The organism is Candidatus Flexifilum breve (genome assembly GCF_016713355.1).
This window is the reverse complement of the sequence record NZ_JADJPI010000039.1, coordinates 161,542-177,292: the sequence shown is the minus strand read 5'-3', so window position 1 is coordinate 177,292 and position 15,751 is coordinate 161,542. Positions and strand designations below refer to the sequence as shown.

The 15,751-nt window shown below is 62.3% G+C and carries 14 protein-coding genes; 8 read left to right on the top strand and 6 right to left on the bottom strand.

Annotated features, from left to right (window positions below):
• The first annotated feature begins 45 nt into the window (after nt 1-45).
• Nucleotides 46-849 (top strand): TolB family protein, encoded by an 804-nt coding sequence (locus tag IPK17_RS37205; RefSeq protein WP_343422805.1) that lies wholly within the window; start codon nt 46-48, stop codon nt 847-849.
• Between the two features lie 293 nt (nt 850-1,142).
• On the opposite strand, the gene IPK17_RS37200 is transcribed toward IPK17_RS37205, so the two are convergent.
• The 3 genes from IPK17_RS37200 to gabT form a co-directional block, all read right to left on the bottom strand.
• Nucleotides 1,143-2,351: a DUF4397 domain-containing protein gene (locus IPK17_RS37200; protein ID WP_343422804.1), complete on the bottom strand. Its 1,209-nt coding sequence runs from the start codon at nt 2,349-2,351 to the stop codon at nt 1,143-1,145.
• Nucleotides 2,352-2,555: 204 nt separating this feature from the next.
• Complete coding sequence (locus IPK17_RS37195; RefSeq protein WP_343422803.1) at nt 2,556-3,344, bottom strand: sugar phosphate isomerase/epimerase family protein; 789 nt, start codon at nt 3,342-3,344, stop codon at nt 2,556-2,558.
• 250 nt (nt 3,345-3,594) lie between these two features.
• Nucleotides 3,595-4,941, bottom strand: a complete 1,347-nt coding sequence (gabT, locus tag IPK17_RS37190) for a 4-aminobutyrate--2-oxoglutarate transaminase (protein ID WP_343422802.1) — start codon at nt 4,939-4,941, stop codon at nt 3,595-3,597.
• Between the two features lie 227 nt (nt 4,942-5,168).
• Between gabT and IPK17_RS37185 the strand changes: the two genes are divergently transcribed.
• Together IPK17_RS37185 and IPK17_RS37180 are read left to right on the top strand one after the other, a co-directional pair.
• Entirely contained in the window at nt 5,169-5,576 is a 408-nt protein-coding gene (locus tag IPK17_RS37185) for a hypothetical protein (RefSeq protein WP_343422801.1), read from the top strand.
• Nucleotides 5,576-5,947, top strand: a complete 372-nt coding sequence (locus tag IPK17_RS37180; RefSeq protein ID WP_343422800.1) for a hypothetical protein — start codon at nt 5,576-5,578, stop codon at nt 5,945-5,947. Before IPK17_RS37185 ends, IPK17_RS37180 begins: the two co-directional genes overlap by 1 nt.
• A 3-nt stretch (nt 5,948-5,950) precedes the next feature.
• Here the strand turns inward: IPK17_RS37180 and IPK17_RS37175 are convergent, their stop codons facing one another.
• Complete coding sequence (locus IPK17_RS37175; protein ID WP_343422799.1) at nt 5,951-7,015, bottom strand: TolB family protein; 1,065 nt, start codon at nt 7,013-7,015, stop codon at nt 5,951-5,953.
• A 167-nt stretch (nt 7,016-7,182) separates the two neighbouring features.
• On the opposite strand from IPK17_RS37175, the gene IPK17_RS37170 reads away from it, so the two are divergent.
• The 5 genes from IPK17_RS37170 (at nt 7,183) to IPK17_RS37150 (ending at nt 12,358) form a co-directional block, all read left to right on the top strand.
• On the top strand, nt 7,183-7,890 hold the full coding sequence (locus IPK17_RS37170) for a class I SAM-dependent DNA methyltransferase (protein ID WP_343422798.1): 708 nt from the start codon (nt 7,183-7,185) through the stop codon (nt 7,888-7,890).
• A 124-nt stretch (nt 7,891-8,014) separates the two neighbouring features.
• Nucleotides 8,015-9,169 (top strand): glycosyltransferase family 4 protein, encoded by a 1,155-nt coding sequence (locus IPK17_RS37165; RefSeq protein ID WP_343422797.1) that lies wholly within the window; start codon nt 8,015-8,017, stop codon nt 9,167-9,169.
• Nucleotides 9,170-9,228: 59 nt separating this feature from the next.
• Nucleotides 9,229-10,404, top strand: coding sequence for a glycosyltransferase family 4 protein (locus tag IPK17_RS37160; protein WP_343422796.1), 1,176 nt, complete (start codon nt 9,229-9,231; stop codon nt 10,402-10,404).
• Between the two features lie 5 nt (nt 10,405-10,409).
• Nucleotides 10,410-11,162: a GNAT family N-acetyltransferase gene (locus IPK17_RS37155; protein ID WP_343422795.1), complete on the top strand. Its 753-nt coding sequence runs from the start codon at nt 10,410-10,412 to the stop codon at nt 11,160-11,162.
• Nucleotides 11,132-12,358 carry a glycosyltransferase family 4 protein gene (locus IPK17_RS37150; protein ID WP_343422794.1) on the top strand — a complete coding sequence of 409 codons (1,227 nt, stop codon included), beginning with the start codon at nt 11,132-11,134 and terminating at the stop codon, nt 12,356-12,358. Before IPK17_RS37155 ends, IPK17_RS37150 begins: the two co-directional genes overlap by 31 nt.
• Before the next feature lie 81 nt (nt 12,359-12,439).
• Here the strand turns inward: IPK17_RS37150 and IPK17_RS37145 are convergent, their stop codons facing one another.
• Together IPK17_RS37145 and IPK17_RS37140 are read right to left on the bottom strand one after the other, a co-directional pair.
• Entirely contained in the window at nt 12,440-12,565 is a 126-nt protein-coding gene (locus IPK17_RS37145) for a hypothetical protein (protein ID WP_343422793.1), read from the bottom strand.
• Nucleotides 12,566-12,730: 165 nt separating this feature from the next.
• Entirely contained in the window at nt 12,731-15,589 is a 2,859-nt protein-coding gene (locus tag IPK17_RS37140; RefSeq protein ID WP_343422792.1) for a sensor histidine kinase, read from the bottom strand.
• Between the last annotated feature and the right edge of the window lie 162 nt (nt 15,590-15,751).

Genomic DNA, 15,751 nt, shown 5'->3' with positions numbered 1-15,751 from the left:
CGATCATTTTCCGCGTAGAATACACAAAATATGCGGAGACAACCGATGCTGCGCCGCTTTCTACTCGTCAGCGGAGTCGTCACCGCCCTGTGCGCCCTGTTGATCGGGGCGGCGGAGGGGATCGGTGATGCGCTGCCGCGCGCCGAAATCGCCTATATGTCATATCAGTACGTCAATTCCGATATTTATGTGCTGGATGTCCGGTTGGGTTTGGCGCGCAACCTGACGCAGCACGACGCGCACGATGCTACGCCCACGTGGTCGCCGGATGGCACGCTGATCGCCTTCATGTCAGATCGTGATGGTCGCCCGGATATTTTCCTCATGGATCGCACGGGGCGGAATGTGCGCCGCCTCACCCCCAACGATGGCGTCTACACCAATCCCGCGTGGTCCGCCGATGGCCAGCAGGTGGTGTTCTTCGCGCTGCACGAAGGCAATGGCGTGATCTACGCCATCAATGTGGATGGCACGAATATGGAACAGGTGGCGGGTGGGGGCTTGCCGCCGATCGGCGTGGTGATCGATTTGGCAATTGAACCGGGCAGTTTCAGCCGCGTGTATTCGCCGGATGGCAAGCAGATCGCGTTTCTGGCGCATCGTGAGGGCGCCTGGGGCATCTGGATCAGCGACAGCAGCCGCCGGAACGAACGGCTGCTGGTGCGCACCGGGCGCGAATACGCCGATGTGCCCGTGTGGTCGCCGGATGGTCAGCAGTTGGCCTTTGTCTCGTACCGCGAGGGCATGTCCGAACTGTATGTCGTCGGCTTAAACGGGGAACGGTCGCTGCGCCGCCTCACCTTCGACCGCGCGGTCAATGCCGCGCCCGCCTGGCGTCCGAGTGGCTAGACAGGCGTCAGGGCGCACAAATTGCGCGCCCCGACACACAGAGAGAGGATAACCTTACGTCAGTTAGGGATAAAACAGCCGAGTGGCGATGATTTTGCGTGACTGCCCTGTGTATCCGACCCCACCCCCCGGCCCCTCCCCGAATTCGGGGAGGGGAGACAGATAAGTGTGTCTGTGTAGGGACGAGGCATGCCTCGTCCTGAGCGGTTTGGCGGGTGATCACAATATGGGTGCAGATGCGCATGGATTGACAAGCAGCTTATCCCTAACTGACGTTAACCTTCTTAGCGCGATCAGCCCGAGCCGCCCGCTTCCTGCGTGGCCTGACCGTCGCTGCCCATACCAGCGGACTGCCCCATCCGCTCCTGCTCATTCGCCAGCAGCGTGTCGACATCCGCCCCTTGCAGCGTGAACGTGAACACCTGCGGCGCATCCGTCGTGCCGATCAGCGCGACGAAGGTGTAGGTATTCGCCGTGAACTCGGTTGTGCCGAAGTCGGCCAGCAGGCCGCCGTCCGCATACGCGCCGAACGTCCCCGCGCCCGCGGGCACATCGATCACGTAGGCGCAGTTGTTGTACGTGCCGAGCATTGACCCGGCATCCGCGCCGACAGGGCTTTCGGCTGCGCCGAGTTCAGCGGTCGCCATCGCGTCCTGCGTCGCCTGAGCGTCACCGCTCATCATTGGATCCCCTGTGTTGAGCGTAGCGATCAACGAGCAGGCGAGGGATTGACCCTGCGAGTAATCACGCATGCCCGTCATCATCATGTTGCCCATCGTCTGGCCGCTGGTATCGCCCGCTTCCTGCGTGCCCATCAGACTGGGATCCTGGGTGGCTTGCGCGCCGCCGCTCATGCCGCTGTCCATACCGGTCATAGCACAGGCCGTGCTCATCGTCGCCATGCCCGCCTGACCGCCCGCCGTACCGCCGACTTCCTGCGTCGCCAGCATGTCGCCGGCCATCATCCCACCGGGGAAGGCGAGATTCGCGCCAAACGACATGCCGCCCGCATCCTGCAAATCGACCGTCGGGCCACCCTCCACTCCGTGGAAGACGAGCACGCGCGCGCAGTTCGGTGCCAGACTGCCTGTCGGTTGATTGATGGCGTACAGACCGAGCGTGCCATTCGTCGCGGAACCGGCCACGACCAGCGTCAGCCAACCGCCGAGCGTGTTGCTCACGGTCACCGGGCCGAGCACCGCCTGATCTTCCGGCGCACCTTCCGGCACGAACGTGAGATTGAGCGATGTGCCGGGGAATTCCAGCCACCCGGTCAGCGCCGGGTAAGTGAGCGCTTCCAGCACCGCCTGACCGTTGATATAGGCGACCACGGGCGGCGCATCCGGCGCAAAATGCCCGATCTGCACGCGTGTCACGTCCGACATCATCCCCGTATTACCCAGATCACCGCCGGGGGTTTGGGTCACTTCTTGCGCACTCAGGGGCAGCGCAACCACCACCAACAGCAGCGCCGCCAACACCACTAGAAACCGTTTCGACATAACAATACCTCCCTTGAACGCTTCACCGTATGTGGAGCTTAATATGATTCTAAATGTAGATAGGGGACAAGGGGGCGCGGATTTCTGAGTGATTTTTCGGCTTGGTCAAGTGGCTAAGGTGCTCCACCCCGAACGTTGTCGTGATCGGCGGGGCAACAAAAACGCCCGGCTCACCGTGAGTCGGGCGTCGGAGCGGCAGCGGGATTATTCGGCTTGAGAGACGCGCAGATCGAAATGGGGCAGGCTGGCGCGCATATCGACCACGCGATCCATCTCCAGCACCCACGTCGCGGGCTCAGGGAGGGCGCGCAGCAGCGGCAGAATACGCCCGTAGTCCATCACACCATCGAGCAGACCGCGATGCACGTCGTCTTCGCCGTCATTGTTATTGATGTGCGCATGCACGAGGTAGGGCGCGGTGACGCGCACCCACGTTTCGAAGGGGACGCGCGAATACAGGTGCGCATGCCCGACATCGAGGCAGGCGCGCAGCCGTGGGTGATCAATCGCTTTGAGTACATCGGCGATCAAATAGGGGTCGGATTCCCACATGTTCTCGATGACGATGGTCACGCCGAGCAGCGCCGCGTAGGAGGCGAGTGGCCCCCAAAAATCGATATTTCGTTTGGTCCAGCCGAGGCGGTAATCCTCAGAGTGCACCTGCGAGAGGAAGTTCGCGTGAAAGACGATCTTCTCGGCGTCGAGATCATGCGCGATCTGCAGCGCATGCTTGAAGCGGCTGAGCGTCGCATCGATGATTTGTTTGTCCGGGCTGCCGGGCGCCATATCCATGAACGGGCCGTGCAGCGTGACCGCTCCGGTGATCGGCTTGAGCCACGTGCGATACTGCTCCGTCAGCGTCCGCCAGTCGCCGTCCAACACCGCCGGAAACGCGAACGCCATCACTTCAATGCCCAAATCATGCTCACGAGCAAGCTCAATACATTCATGAATGTTGGCAGGACTGGCGCTGAGGACGACATTATCGACCACGACGATTCGCTCTCTATCTACACGGATCTGTGATCAGTCTACACCGAGTTCCATTCGAGAGCAATTAATGTCGCATTGGGCATTTACGCAAAATTTGGTGTTGCAGCGGACGCGGAAGGCGCAACCTCACCCTGCTTGCTCCGCAAGCCGTCCCTCTCCACCCGGAGAGGGACCTGAACTACGGCGGTCTTGCCCCTCGCCCTCTGGAGAGGGGCGGTTGAGCGCAGCGAAACGGGGTGAGGTTACTGTTCTACGCCACCGGCTGGCTGACCACCGCGCGGATGGCGTCGGCAATGGCGTTTAGACCTTCGTCCAACTGGTCGTCGGTGATATTGAGCGGCGGCAGAAAGCGCAGGCAGTTGCTGTACAACCCCGCGCGAATCGTCACCACGCCGCGCTTGAGCACCTCGTTGACGATCAGCGGGGTTTCGGCGGTGGCGGGTTCTTTCGTCGCGCGGTCTTTGACGAACTCGATCAGCAGCATGGGGCCGAGGCCGCGTACATCGCCGATGATCGGCAGTTCGGCCTGCATGCGCAGCAGGCGTTCGCGCAGGCGCACGCCGACATGGTTCGCGTGTTCGAGGAAGTCCGGCGCGTTGATCATCTTGATCGCTTCGATGGCGGCGACGCAGGCCAGCGGGTTGCCGCTGTACGTCCCACCGAGGCCGCCCGGATGCGGGGCATCCATGATCTCGGCGCGCCCGGTCACGGCGGCGAGCGGCATGCCCGCGGCCAGTGACTTCGCCATGCAAATCAGATCCGGCACGATGCCATAGTGCTCGACGGCGAACATGCGCCCGGTGCGCCCGAAACCACACTGCACTTCATCCGACACCATGACGATACCATGCTCATCGCACAGTTCGCGGATGCGCTGCAGGAAGCGCGGCGGCGTGGGAATGAACCCGCCTTCGCCTTGCACCGTCTCGATGACAATCGCCGCGACCGCGCTCGGATCGACCTGCGCGATGAAGGCATTTTCCAGCCGCTTGATCGCGTCGTCGACGAATGCCTCTTCGCTCAGGCCGTCGGGGCGGCGGTACAGGTTCGGGAACGGCAGGCGGTAGATCTCCGGCGCGAACGGGCCGAAACCTTTCTTGAACAGGCCGTATTTGCTCGTCATCGACAGCGTGAGATTAGTGCGCCCATGATATGCACCTTCGAACACGATAATCGCGGAGCGGTTGGTGTAGCTGCGCGCCACTTTGACCGCCGTCTCCAGCGCTTCCGCGCCGCTGTTGAGCAGGATGGTCTTCTTGGGGAAGTTCCCCGGCGTGACCGCATTGAGCATCTCCGCGACCTGCACGTAGGGTTCGTAGGTGCCCATGATCGCGCAGAAGTGGATCAGCTTATCGGCCTGGTCTTTGATCGCGGCGACGACGTTCGGCGGGCAGTGACCGACCGCCAGCACACCGATCCCGCCCGCAAAGTCGAGCAGGGTGTTGCCGTCGGCATCGGTGAGCACGGCGCCGTCGGCGCGCTCAATCGTGATCGCGGAGACTTTCGACGCGCCGCGCGGAGTCGCGGCTTCGCGCCGAGCCGCCATTTCGCGGCTTTTCGGTCCCGGCACTTCGGTGAGCAGTCGAATGGTAGACATGGAAATGACCTTGTTGTATGGAAAGAAATTTGACACAGATTGCTCGATTTTGAGCAAAAAAGCAAAATTCCGGACTCAGACCACGCGGTGCGCAAAAGTAGAACACCAGAAAATTTCTATGTAGGGGCAGACCACGTGTCGCCCGTTCCGCCCCCCCCCCCCGCCCCCCCGCGGACGACCGACCGTTGCTGCGTATAATTTACGTAACAGCCAGCGGGGGATTAGGCATGTCAGACTATAACCGGGAACGAGAAATTGAGATTGAGCGGCAGGTGCGGCGGCGCATTCAGAGGCGCATGCTGCTGGTGGCCGATTTCGGCTTGCTGTTCGTTTATGGAACCGTGATCAGCGGTCGCTCCTACATCAGCGACTTTTTCCCGGTGGTCGGCGTCCTGTGGTTTATGGCGTTTGTCATTCACAGCGTGTTGGTCATCTACTGGGAATGGGCGGAACGCGCGGTGCGCAGCGCCCTAGAGAAAGAACGCAATGCCTACTATCGCGCCATTGCCGAAACCGTACTCGCCGAAATCCGTCACGAGAAACCCAAGCGCGATCAGCGGCTGACGCTGAACGATGACGGCGAATTGGAAGATGCGTTGGAGTTTGAAGAGCGCGAATACCGGAAGCGCCGCTGATGACACGCGATCACGAGTGGGAAGCGCAGATCGAACGGAAGGTCAAGCGGCGCTGGCAGCGGCGCATGCTGCTGCTGGCCGATTTCACACTGTTCATCATCTACTGCGCGTGGCTCGGCGGAAGCTGGAACATCGATCCGTTTTTCCGGCAGGTGGGCATGGTCTGGTTGGTGGCGGTCGGCTGCCACACGCTGTGGCTGATCTACACCGAGTGGCTGGATTTCGCCGTGCGCCGTGCGCTGCAACAGGAGCGCAAAGCCGATCGGTATGCCGAGAAGCCCAAGCGCGAAGATTCCCTGGCGTTCAGCGATGACGATGATAGCGCGGACGCGGTCGAGTTTGATGAGCGGGCGTATCGCCAGCGCCGCTAACTCTTACGCCGGGCAGGCCGCTTCGCCCGTGAACCCGGCGGGACTCCACACGGGCGGGGTGTTGGCGGCATTGTCGAGCGTGCGCCACGCCCCGTCATTCATGTTCAGCAGTTCCAGCCCATACTCGCTGCGGAACGCCAGCCACCCCAGATCAAAGCGCGGATAGTCGAGATAGTTCAACGCCGCATCGACGGGGATCTGCGCCGCGTCAGAGTCCGCGTTCCCCACGAGCGGAATCCGCCACAGCCGATTCTCTGCGATCCCCTGCATATCCCGCGCGGCGGCGACCATGGCGCTGCTGTCCGGGAGCCACGTCAAATCGAGCGCCAGCACGGCGTTGTAACTCAACTGGGTCGGCAGCGCGTCGGGCTGCGCGCCGATCATCCAGAACTGGTCATTGTTGGGCGAAGGCGAATAGACAAAGCCGATCAGGTCGCCATCGGGTGACGGACGCGGCATGCTCACACTGCCCGCGTTGAAATTGGTCATGCGGTACTTGTTGACGCCGTCCGCGCTGACCATCCACAGGTCGGCTTCGCGGCTGCCTTCCGGCGACGTTTCATACGAGACATACACGATCCACTGACCGTCCGCTGACCAGCGCGGCGTGTGTTCATCGCCCGTGACGCTCAAAAACGCAGGTTCACCCCCGTTGACGCTCACTACCGCGAGGCGATGGCGCTGGTCGCCGTTCCCGTCCGTGTCGATCAGCGTGAAGGCGATGCGGTCGCCGTTGGGCTGCATGTGCGCATCCCACACGCTCCATGATGTCCCCGTATACTGCACCAGTTCGCGCAGATCGCCCCCGTCGAGGCGGGCGCTATACAGCCGCGCCGGATTATTCCCCAAGGTGATGATCAGGCGGCAGCCGTCTGGTGTGAAGCCCCACACGCGGTGCAGCGTTCGCCCGAAGGTGAGATCGCGGTAGGCGTCGTTGGTCACATCGTACAGCGTGAGGTGATCCGACGCGGCCACGTCCAGCGCGAGGAGCGGCGCGGCCAGCGGATTCGCCGATGGGAAACCGGGCGCGGCGCCGACGCGCATGACAAGTGTAAAAATTAGACACATAAACAGTGCAAATCGTCTCATGCGCGGGATAATATCAGATCGAGCCGCATGGAAACAACCCGGGTCGCGCTGATCGGGATGCAGCGCCGCCCGCCGCGCAGAATCAAGCATGCCGGCCGTCAAGTAATGATGTTAAGCTAGTAGCAGAAGCGAATGAGGAGTCGCGGATGTTCACCAAATCTGCTGAATTTTACGATCTCATTTATGCCTCTAAAGATTATGCGGGCGAATCCGCTTACATTCACGAACTCATTCAGCGGTATAAGCGGACGGTCGGTTCGCGTTTGCTGGATGCCGCGTGTGGCACGGGGCAGCACCTGCGTTACCTGCGCCGCTACTACAACGCGCAGGGCTTTGACCTCGACGAGGAGATGCTCGCCATCGCGCATGATCGCCTGCCTGACCTCCTCCTCTACCACGCCGACTTAGCCAGCTTCAGCCTCGGCAAACAATTTGATGTGATCACCTGCCTGTTCAGCGCCATCGGCTATGTCGAAACGGAAGCGCGTTTACAGCTGGCCACCGAAGCCTTCCGGCGGCACCTCGTCAAAGGCGGCATTTTGATTTTCGAAGCGTGGTTCTCGCCGGAGGAGTACGTGCCGGATACAGTGCATGCCCGCTTCGTCGACGAGCCGGATCTCAAGATCGCGCGGATGAATGTCTCGCGCATCGAAGGCACGGTGTCGGTCCTCGACTTTCGCTATATGGTCGCCGTGGCCGATGGCATTTTCACATTTGACGAGACGCACCGTCTCGGCCTGTTCACCGACGAACAGTACCGCCGCGCCGTCGAACGCAGCGGCTTCAAAGTCGTGCTGCGCGACCCGGAGGGCATCTCCGGGCGTAGCTTATACATTTGTGAAGTGGTAGACTGACGCGAACCAAAGGACTGAGTGCGCAGGACTGAGGACTGAGAAATACAGGCTAATCCGGGCTGTGGTGGCCTGATTTTCACTCAGTCCTTTCACCTCAGTCCTTCTTTTTTCATGACGAGGCATTGTGTCACGACGGAATTTGCTGTTCATCACGACGTATGTGGGCTTGGGCGGCGGCGAGACGTCGCTGCTGACGCTGGTCGAGCACCTTGACCCGGCACGCTTTGTGCCGCACCTGCTCATCCCGCATGATGGACAACTGGCCGAACGTTGGCGCGCGCACGGTTGGCCGGTGCACATGCGCCCGTTTCGCGGCGCAAGCGTGTACTTCATCCCGGCGCTCTACGCGCAGTTCCCGATTCGGCGCCACATCGAACGCCTGATCCGCGAACAGGGTATCCACGCCGTGCACAGCGACTATCACAGCCTGCCATTTACGCTGCCCGCCGCCCACGCCGTCGGTGTGCCGCTGGTGTGGACGTGCTGGGGCTGGTGGTTTCACCCGAAGGCGTGGCAGCGTGGCTTCTTCGCGCAGCCGGATCACACCTTCGCCGCCTCGTGGGCGATCAAAGAGGGTTTTCTCGGCGATCCGCCCTTTCTCCCGCCCGATCAGGTCGAAGTGCTGCCGCCGGGCGTGGACACGGAGCGTTTCCGGCCGGGACGCGACGGCGCCAACGTGCGCGCCGATGCGGGCGTGCGCGCGGACACGCCGCTCGTCGCCTTGATCGCGCGCTTTCAGGATGTGAAGGGGCACGATACCTTTCAGGACATGGCGCGCATCGTCGCGGCGGCCATCCCCGAAGCCCGCTTCATCGTTGCCGGGGAGAACGTGCACGGCGCGGCGGCGGATACCGCCTACAAGCAGCGCATCCTGCAGACTGCCCGCGCAGACGCTGCCCTGCGCGACCGCCTGATCTACCTCGGCTTCCGCGCCGATGCCGAATGTGTCATCGCGGCGGCGGATGTGGTCGTGTGCAGCTCCGATTTTGAGAGTTACGGCATGGTCAACCTTGAGGCGATGGCGTCGGGCAAGCCCGTCGTCAGCACGCGGCGCGGCGGCCCCTCCGAAACGGTCGCCGACGGTGAAACCGGCTATCTGGTCGATCCGCGTGACGCGGCGGCGCTGGCGCGGCAGGTGATCGCTCTGCTGCGCGATCCGGCGCTGCGGGCGCGTATGGGCCTCGCGGGGCGCGCGCGGGTTGAAGCGCGGTTCTCCGCCCAGGCGATGGCGGATCGATTTACGGCGGTCATAGACAGTAAGACACGGCTGCACCCCTGATTCCCTCACAAGGGCTAGACGCTGTCAAACGGGGCGCGGCTTTAAGTAGGAAGAACAACATGCGGATTCTGCTCATATCGCGCTGCACCCCGTACCCGCTTTACCTCGGCGATCGGCTGATCGTCTACCATCTCGCCCGCGAACTCGCGGCGCGCGGCCACAAAATTGACCTGCTGGCCTTTGGCGATCCCGAACAGGACTGCACGCCGTTCGCCGAGCATTTCCGCGACATTCACATCATTCCCGAATCGCCGCGCGGGGTGGGCAGCTACCTGCGCCGCCTCGCCAACCCGGTCGGGCGCTTTCCAGCAGTCGAAGCGGAAGCGTGGTCGCCAGACATGTGGCGGGCGATCAAGCGCGCCTTTGACGCGCATGCTTACGACCTCGCGCATTTGTTCGGCGGCATTCACGTGTATGAATTCGCGCGGGCGGTTGAACCGCTGCCCATGCTCATCACGCCATACGAAAGCTACACTCTGTTCCTGAGCCGTCTCGCCGCCAAAAACGGCGATGTGGGCACGTGGCTGCGTCTGCAGGTCGCCCGCGAATTTGAGCGCTGGATGTTCACGCCGTATGCCAAGACGGTCGTCGTGGCCGACCGCGACCGCGACGAACTGCTGCGCCTGAACCCCAAACTCCCGGTCGAGGTCATCTCGAACGGCATCGACCTCAGCTATTTCACGCCGCAGACTGATCAGCCGCGTGACCCGGCGACGCTCCTGTTCACGGGCAACTTCGACTACGCGCCCAACGTCGACGCGGCTATCCGCTTAGCCATTGACATTCTCCCGCGTGTACGCCAAGTCATCCCTGACGCGAAAGTGCAGTTGGTCGGCAACAAGCCGCCGCCGGAGATGTGCGCGCTCAACAGCGACACGGTCAGCGTGCCGGGGCGCGTGCCCGATATTCGCCCGTATCTCGCCAAGGCGTCGGCATTCGTCTCGCCGCTGCGGCTCGGCGCGGGCATCAAGAACAAAGTGCTGGAGGCGTTGGCGATGGCTTGCCCGGTGATCGCCTCACCGCTCAGCCTTGACGGGATCGACGCGCGCGACGGCCACGAAGTGCTGGTCGCGGACAGCGATGCCGCCGTGGTCGACTCGATCATCCGCCTGCTGAATAATCACGCCTTGGCGGCACAGCTCGGCGCGTATGGGCGCAAACTGATTGAAGATCATTACAGTTGGGGGATTGTCGCGGATCGCTACGAAGCCCTGTACCAACAGATTGTGAGATAAGCAGGATGAGTTCTCCCTATCGCGCTCTCCCAACGGATGTGCGCCCGATGGATGGCGCAGCGCAGTGGCAGATCATGCAGGACGGTTGGGCGTCTTTCATGCTGGAAGACGACACCGCTGCCCGCTACTGGGATCGCATGGTGGACGAACTGCCCGCGTTCCAGTTCGGGCTGTACGAAAGTGACACGCTCATCGCGCATGGTTACAGCGTCCCGGTCGCGTGGGACGGCGGTGACCTGCCCGATCGCGGGTGGGCGTGGGGGCTGGAAGCGGCGCTCACCGGGAAAGACGCGGGCATCACGCCGAATACGCTGTGCGCCATCTCGATCACCATCGCGCGCTCACATCAGGGGCAGGGCATCAGTCACCAGGTGATCGCCGCCATGCGCGATCTGGCGCGGCAGCACGGTTTCAGGCAGTTGATCGCGCCCGTGCGCCCCAACCTCAAAAGCCGCTACCCGCTCACCCCGATGGAACGTTACGTCACATGGAAGCACACCGACGGGGTCGCCCCGTTTGATCCGTGGCTGCGCGCTCACTGGCGGGCAGGCGCGCGCATCGTCAAGGTGGCGCCGCAGTCGATGCGCGTCCCCGGCACAATCGCGCAGTGGGAGGCATGGTCGGGGCTGCGCCTCCCCGAAAGCGGCGACTATATCGTGCCCGGCGCACTTGTCCCCGTGCCGGTGGATGTCGAACGCGACTGCGCCGTCTACGTTGAGCCGAATGTATGGATGCTGCATCCGGTGCGCGCCGAATGACGCGCATGATCTACATCGCCAATATCCGCCTGCCGACCGAAAAGGCGCATGGTCTGCAAATCATGCAGAACTGCGAAGCGTTCGCCGAGGTGGGCGCGGATGTCTCGCTGTGGGTGACCAATCGCATCAACACGGCGGCGCTGGCGAGCGTCCGTGATCTCTGGGCGCACTACGGCGTGCGCCGAAACTTCCGCGTGCGCCGTTTGCCCTGTCTCGATCTGCTGCCGCTCGTGCCGAATCGGTCGGATCGACTGGCGCAGGTAATTTTCCTGCTGCAACTGCTCACGTTCACGCTTTCCGCGCTGATCGGGGCGCTGTTCACCCCGGCAGACGTGTACTACAGCCGCGATCCGCTGGTTTTGCTGTCGTTGAGCCTCGTCAAGCCGCGGCGTAAGTTGGCCTATGAGGCGCATCAACTGGCGAGCGGGCGCGTCGGGGCTACCCTTCAGCGCTGGACGGTGCGCCGCGTCGGGCATGTGTTCGCGACCACTGGGCAGCTCGCCGCCGATCTGCGTGAACGTGGGGCGCAGTCCGCGCACGTCGCGCATGATGGCGTGCGCCGGGATCGCTTCGCCAACCTGCCGAATAAATCGACAGCACGGGCGCAGCTCGGGTGGCGCGCAGAAGGCTTCATCGTCGGCTATGTTGGACGCCTGCACACCATGGAAATGGATAAGGGAGTCGGCACGCTGGTCGACGCGCTGGCGCAGGTCGGCGGCACGGCCATCGCGCTGGTCGGTGGGCCGGATGATCGCGCGGCGCAGCTCCGCGACCGCTGGATCGCCGCTGGTTTGCCCGAAGACGATTTTCTGTACGCGGGGCAGGTCGCGCCGGATCAGATTCCGCTGTACCTGCGCGCCTTCGACGTGTGTACGATGCCGTTTCCCTTCACGCCGCATTTCGCCTATCACGCCTCACCACTCAAGCTGTTCGAATACATGGCCGCCCGCCGCGCCATCGTCGCCTCAGATTTGCCGAGCACGCGTGAAGTCGTGACCGATGGCGCATCGGCGCTGCTCACGCCGCCGAGCGATGTGATCGCGCTGGCCGAGGCGATCCGCCAATTGCGCGACGACTTCGCGCTGCGCCAGCGGCTCGCCGATCAGGCGTACAGCGAGGTCATGACCCATTACACGTGGGATGCTCGCGCGGCACATATTCTGAATCAATTGGGGTTGACCGAGGAAGTGGGATGAGGTTTGTCCTCATCCCACTGATTAGAGATCGACAACCAGCCGGAGCGGCCAGTTCCAACGGTTAGACTTGCGGCAAGACCGTTACTTGGACTGCGCTTCATCCTGGCTGGGCTGCGCCGCTGCCGGTTTGAGCAGGCGGAAGGCGAAGAACCCCATAACCATGATGACCACCACAAAGATGATGATGATGCCCGTCACTGGTTCCATAGTTAAGCTCCTTGAGATTGACTGACACTATCGCAATGATAGCGCAATTCTTTCATCGCCGAGCATAAGATTGTGGAAGCAACTGGTAACGCTGAATTAGCAGTTTTCGTAGAGGCTAAGCTGCGCCCCTACGTCCACTGGTGAACTTCGGTCGAGCAGCGGCTTTTACGCCTTCTGCACTTCTTTGGTCTTGTCTTTCTCTTTGAGCGTGGGCAGGGTGAACGAGAAAATGCTCCCGCCCGCCGGGTTATCCCACACCCAGATGCGCCCACCGTGGTTTTCGATTACGAGGCGGCAGAAGGTCAGGCCGAGGCCGCTGCCGCGCCGTTTCCCCTTCTGGTCTTTGACCTGCACGAAGCGATCAAACAAGCGCGTTTTGTAGTCGTCCGGCACACCGGGACCTTGATCGATCACGTCGATTTGCAGCATGCGTCCGCCGTTGTGCTGCGCGCGGATCGTCACTGCGCTGCCATCCCCGCTGAACTTGAGCGCGTTGTCGATCAGGTTCAGCAGCACGCGCTCGACCTTATCCGAGTCAATGCTCAGGAGCGGCAGGTCGTCGGGGAGTTCGGCGATAATGGTGACGTTGATCTCCTGCGCAATCGGGTCGAGCTCTTCGCGCGCCGTCTGCACGACGGCCGTGAGCGGTGTCGGCTCGACATCCAGCGCGAGGAAGTCCGACTCCATGCGCGACACGTCGAGCAGCGAGTCGACGCGCTGGAGGATTTTGCGAATCGCGCGCCGCCCGGATTCGCTGGTGGAGTCAACCAGCGGGCGCAGGTTGCTGTCCTTGGGTGTCAGTTCGTTGAGCAGCTTAAGGCTGGTCGTCACGGCGGTGAGCGGGCTGCGCAGGTCATGGATCAACATGCGCGAAACATCTTCGCGCGTTTGCGCCAAGTGGATGCGCTCCGTTTCGTCGTAGAACACGAGCAGCGCCCCGCGCATTTCGTCGTCGGTAATCGGAATCACCTGCCGCGCGAGATACCGCGACTCGAGGCTGTAGCTGGTCGGTTCGTCCGCTGGCATCACGCCGCCCGTGAGATGCCGCACCAGTTCGGTCAATTCCTGGGGGGTGTAGCCCAGCACCGTCGCAAAATTCGGGTTTTCCTCCATCAAAGTCAGCACCGACTTGTCGAGCAGGGCTTCCGGTTGGAAGCCGAGCAGATCGGCGCGCGGGTTGGCCAGCGTGATCGTACCTGTGCTGTCCAGCAGGATGATCGCTTCCTGCACGTTGTTGAGGATCAACTGGAGGCGGTCACGCGCTTCCATGGTGCGGCGGAACAGACGCGCATTGTCCAGCGCGATCACCGCTTGATTCGCGAGCTGCATGATGAAATCGATGTCTTCGGTGCTGAACGCGCCGGGCTGCGGGTTTTGCAGCATAATCACGCCGAGCAGCGTGGTATTTTGCAGCACCGGGACGGTGAGCTGGGACTGCGCCGAGAGCGCGAACCGCGCATACTGCGGGTCGGCTTCCGCATTGCTGATGAGAATCGGCTCACCGCGCCGCCGCACTTCGCCGACCATGCCCGTCAGATAGGGCATGGGATCATCGAGCGTCGCCGCGTTGTAGCCGCGTTTGACCACCAGTTCGGTCTGGTCGTGCTCGTCAAACAACTGCATCAGTCCCATCGTCGAGCGGGTAGCATCGAGCGCGTGATTCAGCACGAGGTTGCAGATCGTCTTGAGGTCGATAGTCGCCGTCAGTTCGTGACCGATGGCCGCCAGCGCCAGCAGTTGACCGACGCGCCGTTCCAGCGCTTCGTCGGTGATAGCGTACAACCGCGCGTTGCTCAACGCCTGCGCCACCTGATTCGCGAAGGTGCGCAGCACTTCAATCGTTTCAGGCGCGAACTCGTGGGGCTGGTCGAAGTACAGCACCAGCACGCCAACCAGCACGCCGCCGACCAGCAGCGGCAGCTCGATCCACGCGCGTTTGCCTTCGTCGAGCAGCAGATCGCGGAGCGCGGCGGCCTGTTCGCTCTGCCCCGCATCTGAGATGATCAGCGGGACAATCGGCGCGGACGTCCCTTTGCTCGCCGCCTGGCTCATGAGCGGGTCCGGTGGATTGATGGTGAAGCGCTGGCTCAACCCACTGCTGCGGACGAGCGCCAGCGCGCCTTTGACATCATCCCAGTACATGTATACGGAAACCGCCGAGCCACCCGACAGCATGAGCGCCGAGTCGGTGATCGTTTCGAGCACGACATCAAACGACAGCGTACCGTTCAGGCGCATCAGCACCTCGTTGAGCGCGCTGAACTGCGCCACCCGCTGGCGCTGACTGTTGTACAGCGCTTGGTTGGCCGAGGAGAGCTGACGATAGTTATCCAACTGGGTGCGCAGCCGCCGCTGCGTCAGACTGATCGCGTAAGGAGTGATGAGCAGCGCGGCAAATCCGGTGATGTACACGCTGAACAAGACATCAGACCCGTTGTTGTAGACGCCTGAGCCGAGCAGCCCAAACGGAATCGGCAGGAACAGCGCGATGAGCACTTCGGCGCGCATTTGCCGCAAGCTATCGAGCGGTTGACCGCCGTACCAGATTTCTGTCAGGTAGATGCCGATGTACAGCCCAACGTACAACAGACTGTAGATCAGCAGCGGCAGCAGCGAGGTCGGCGTCAAGTCGTTCAGTGGCAGCGTACCACCGACTGCATGGTAGACGATGCCCGCGCAGTAGAAGGGAACGGTGATCCGCGCTACCGTAAAGATCACCCGCCACCAGCGCGCCGGGGCGCGGTATGTTTGGCTTCCGGAGCGGCGCTCGCGCACGACGCGAATCACTTCGGCGAGCACGCCGCCCGACCCCAGCGCCCATGTCATCATACCGATCAAGCCGAAGGGCAGCGACAGGAACGCGAGCATGCCGACGACATGAGCGCTGCTCAGTTGCAGACGATCGGCCAGCACCACCCCGAAGGTGAGCGAGACGGCGGTCAGCAGGCCGTAAATCAGCAGCACATCCACGCGCAGCAGCCAGTTGGCGCTGTGGGGGAGACTCAAGAACAGGACTGCCGCCATCAGTAAACACAAGAGAATTAAGGATACGCGTTTCACTGTTGCAGCCTCAAGCATTCATACGTTTTTAGGATAAGCCGTTTTGTCAGGTTTTGATCACAAACGAATCGCGCGCGCTCGACCTCAGGCGCGCGCAGGCGTCCCGTACATTTGAGCGCAACAGTG

Excerpts from the sequence above, each read along its gene's own strand:
- IPK17_RS37185 (WP_343422801.1), top strand. The coding sequence starts at position 5,169 with ATGTCAGACTATAACCGGGAACGAGAAATTGAGATTGAGCGGCAGGTG.
- IPK17_RS37205 (WP_343422805.1), top strand. The coding sequence starts at position 46 with ATGCTGCGCCGCTTTCTACTCGTCAGCGGAGTCGTCACCGCCCTGTGC.
- IPK17_RS37200 (WP_343422804.1), bottom strand. The coding sequence starts at position 2,351 with ATGTCGAAACGGTTTCTAGTGGTGTTGGCGGCGCTGCTGTTGGTGGTG.
- gabT (WP_343422802.1), bottom strand. The coding sequence starts at position 4,941 with ATGTCTACCATTCGACTGCTCACCGAAGTGCCGGGACCGAAAAGCCGC.
- IPK17_RS37155 (WP_343422795.1), top strand. The coding sequence starts at position 10,410 with ATGAGTTCTCCCTATCGCGCTCTCCCAACGGATGTGCGCCCGATGGAT.
- IPK17_RS37170 (WP_343422798.1), top strand. The coding sequence starts at position 7,183 with ATGTTCACCAAATCTGCTGAATTTTACGATCTCATTTATGCCTCTAAA.
- IPK17_RS37150 (WP_343422794.1), top strand. The coding sequence starts at position 11,132 with ATGGATGCTGCATCCGGTGCGCGCCGAATGACGCGCATGATCTACATC.
- IPK17_RS37160 (WP_343422796.1), top strand. The coding sequence starts at position 9,229 with ATGCGGATTCTGCTCATATCGCGCTGCACCCCGTACCCGCTTTACCTC.
- IPK17_RS37180 (WP_343422800.1), top strand. The coding sequence starts at position 5,576 with ATGACACGCGATCACGAGTGGGAAGCGCAGATCGAACGGAAGGTCAAG.
- IPK17_RS37140 (WP_343422792.1), bottom strand. The coding sequence starts at position 15,589 with ATGGCGGCAGTCCTGTTCTTGAGTCTCCCCCACAGCGCCAACTGGCTG.
- IPK17_RS37145 (WP_343422793.1), bottom strand. The coding sequence starts at position 12,565 with ATGGAACCAGTGACGGGCATCATCATCATCTTTGTGGTGGTCATCATG.
- IPK17_RS37175 (WP_343422799.1), bottom strand. The coding sequence starts at position 7,015 with ATGTGTCTAATTTTTACACTTGTCATGCGCGTCGGCGCCGCGCCCGGT.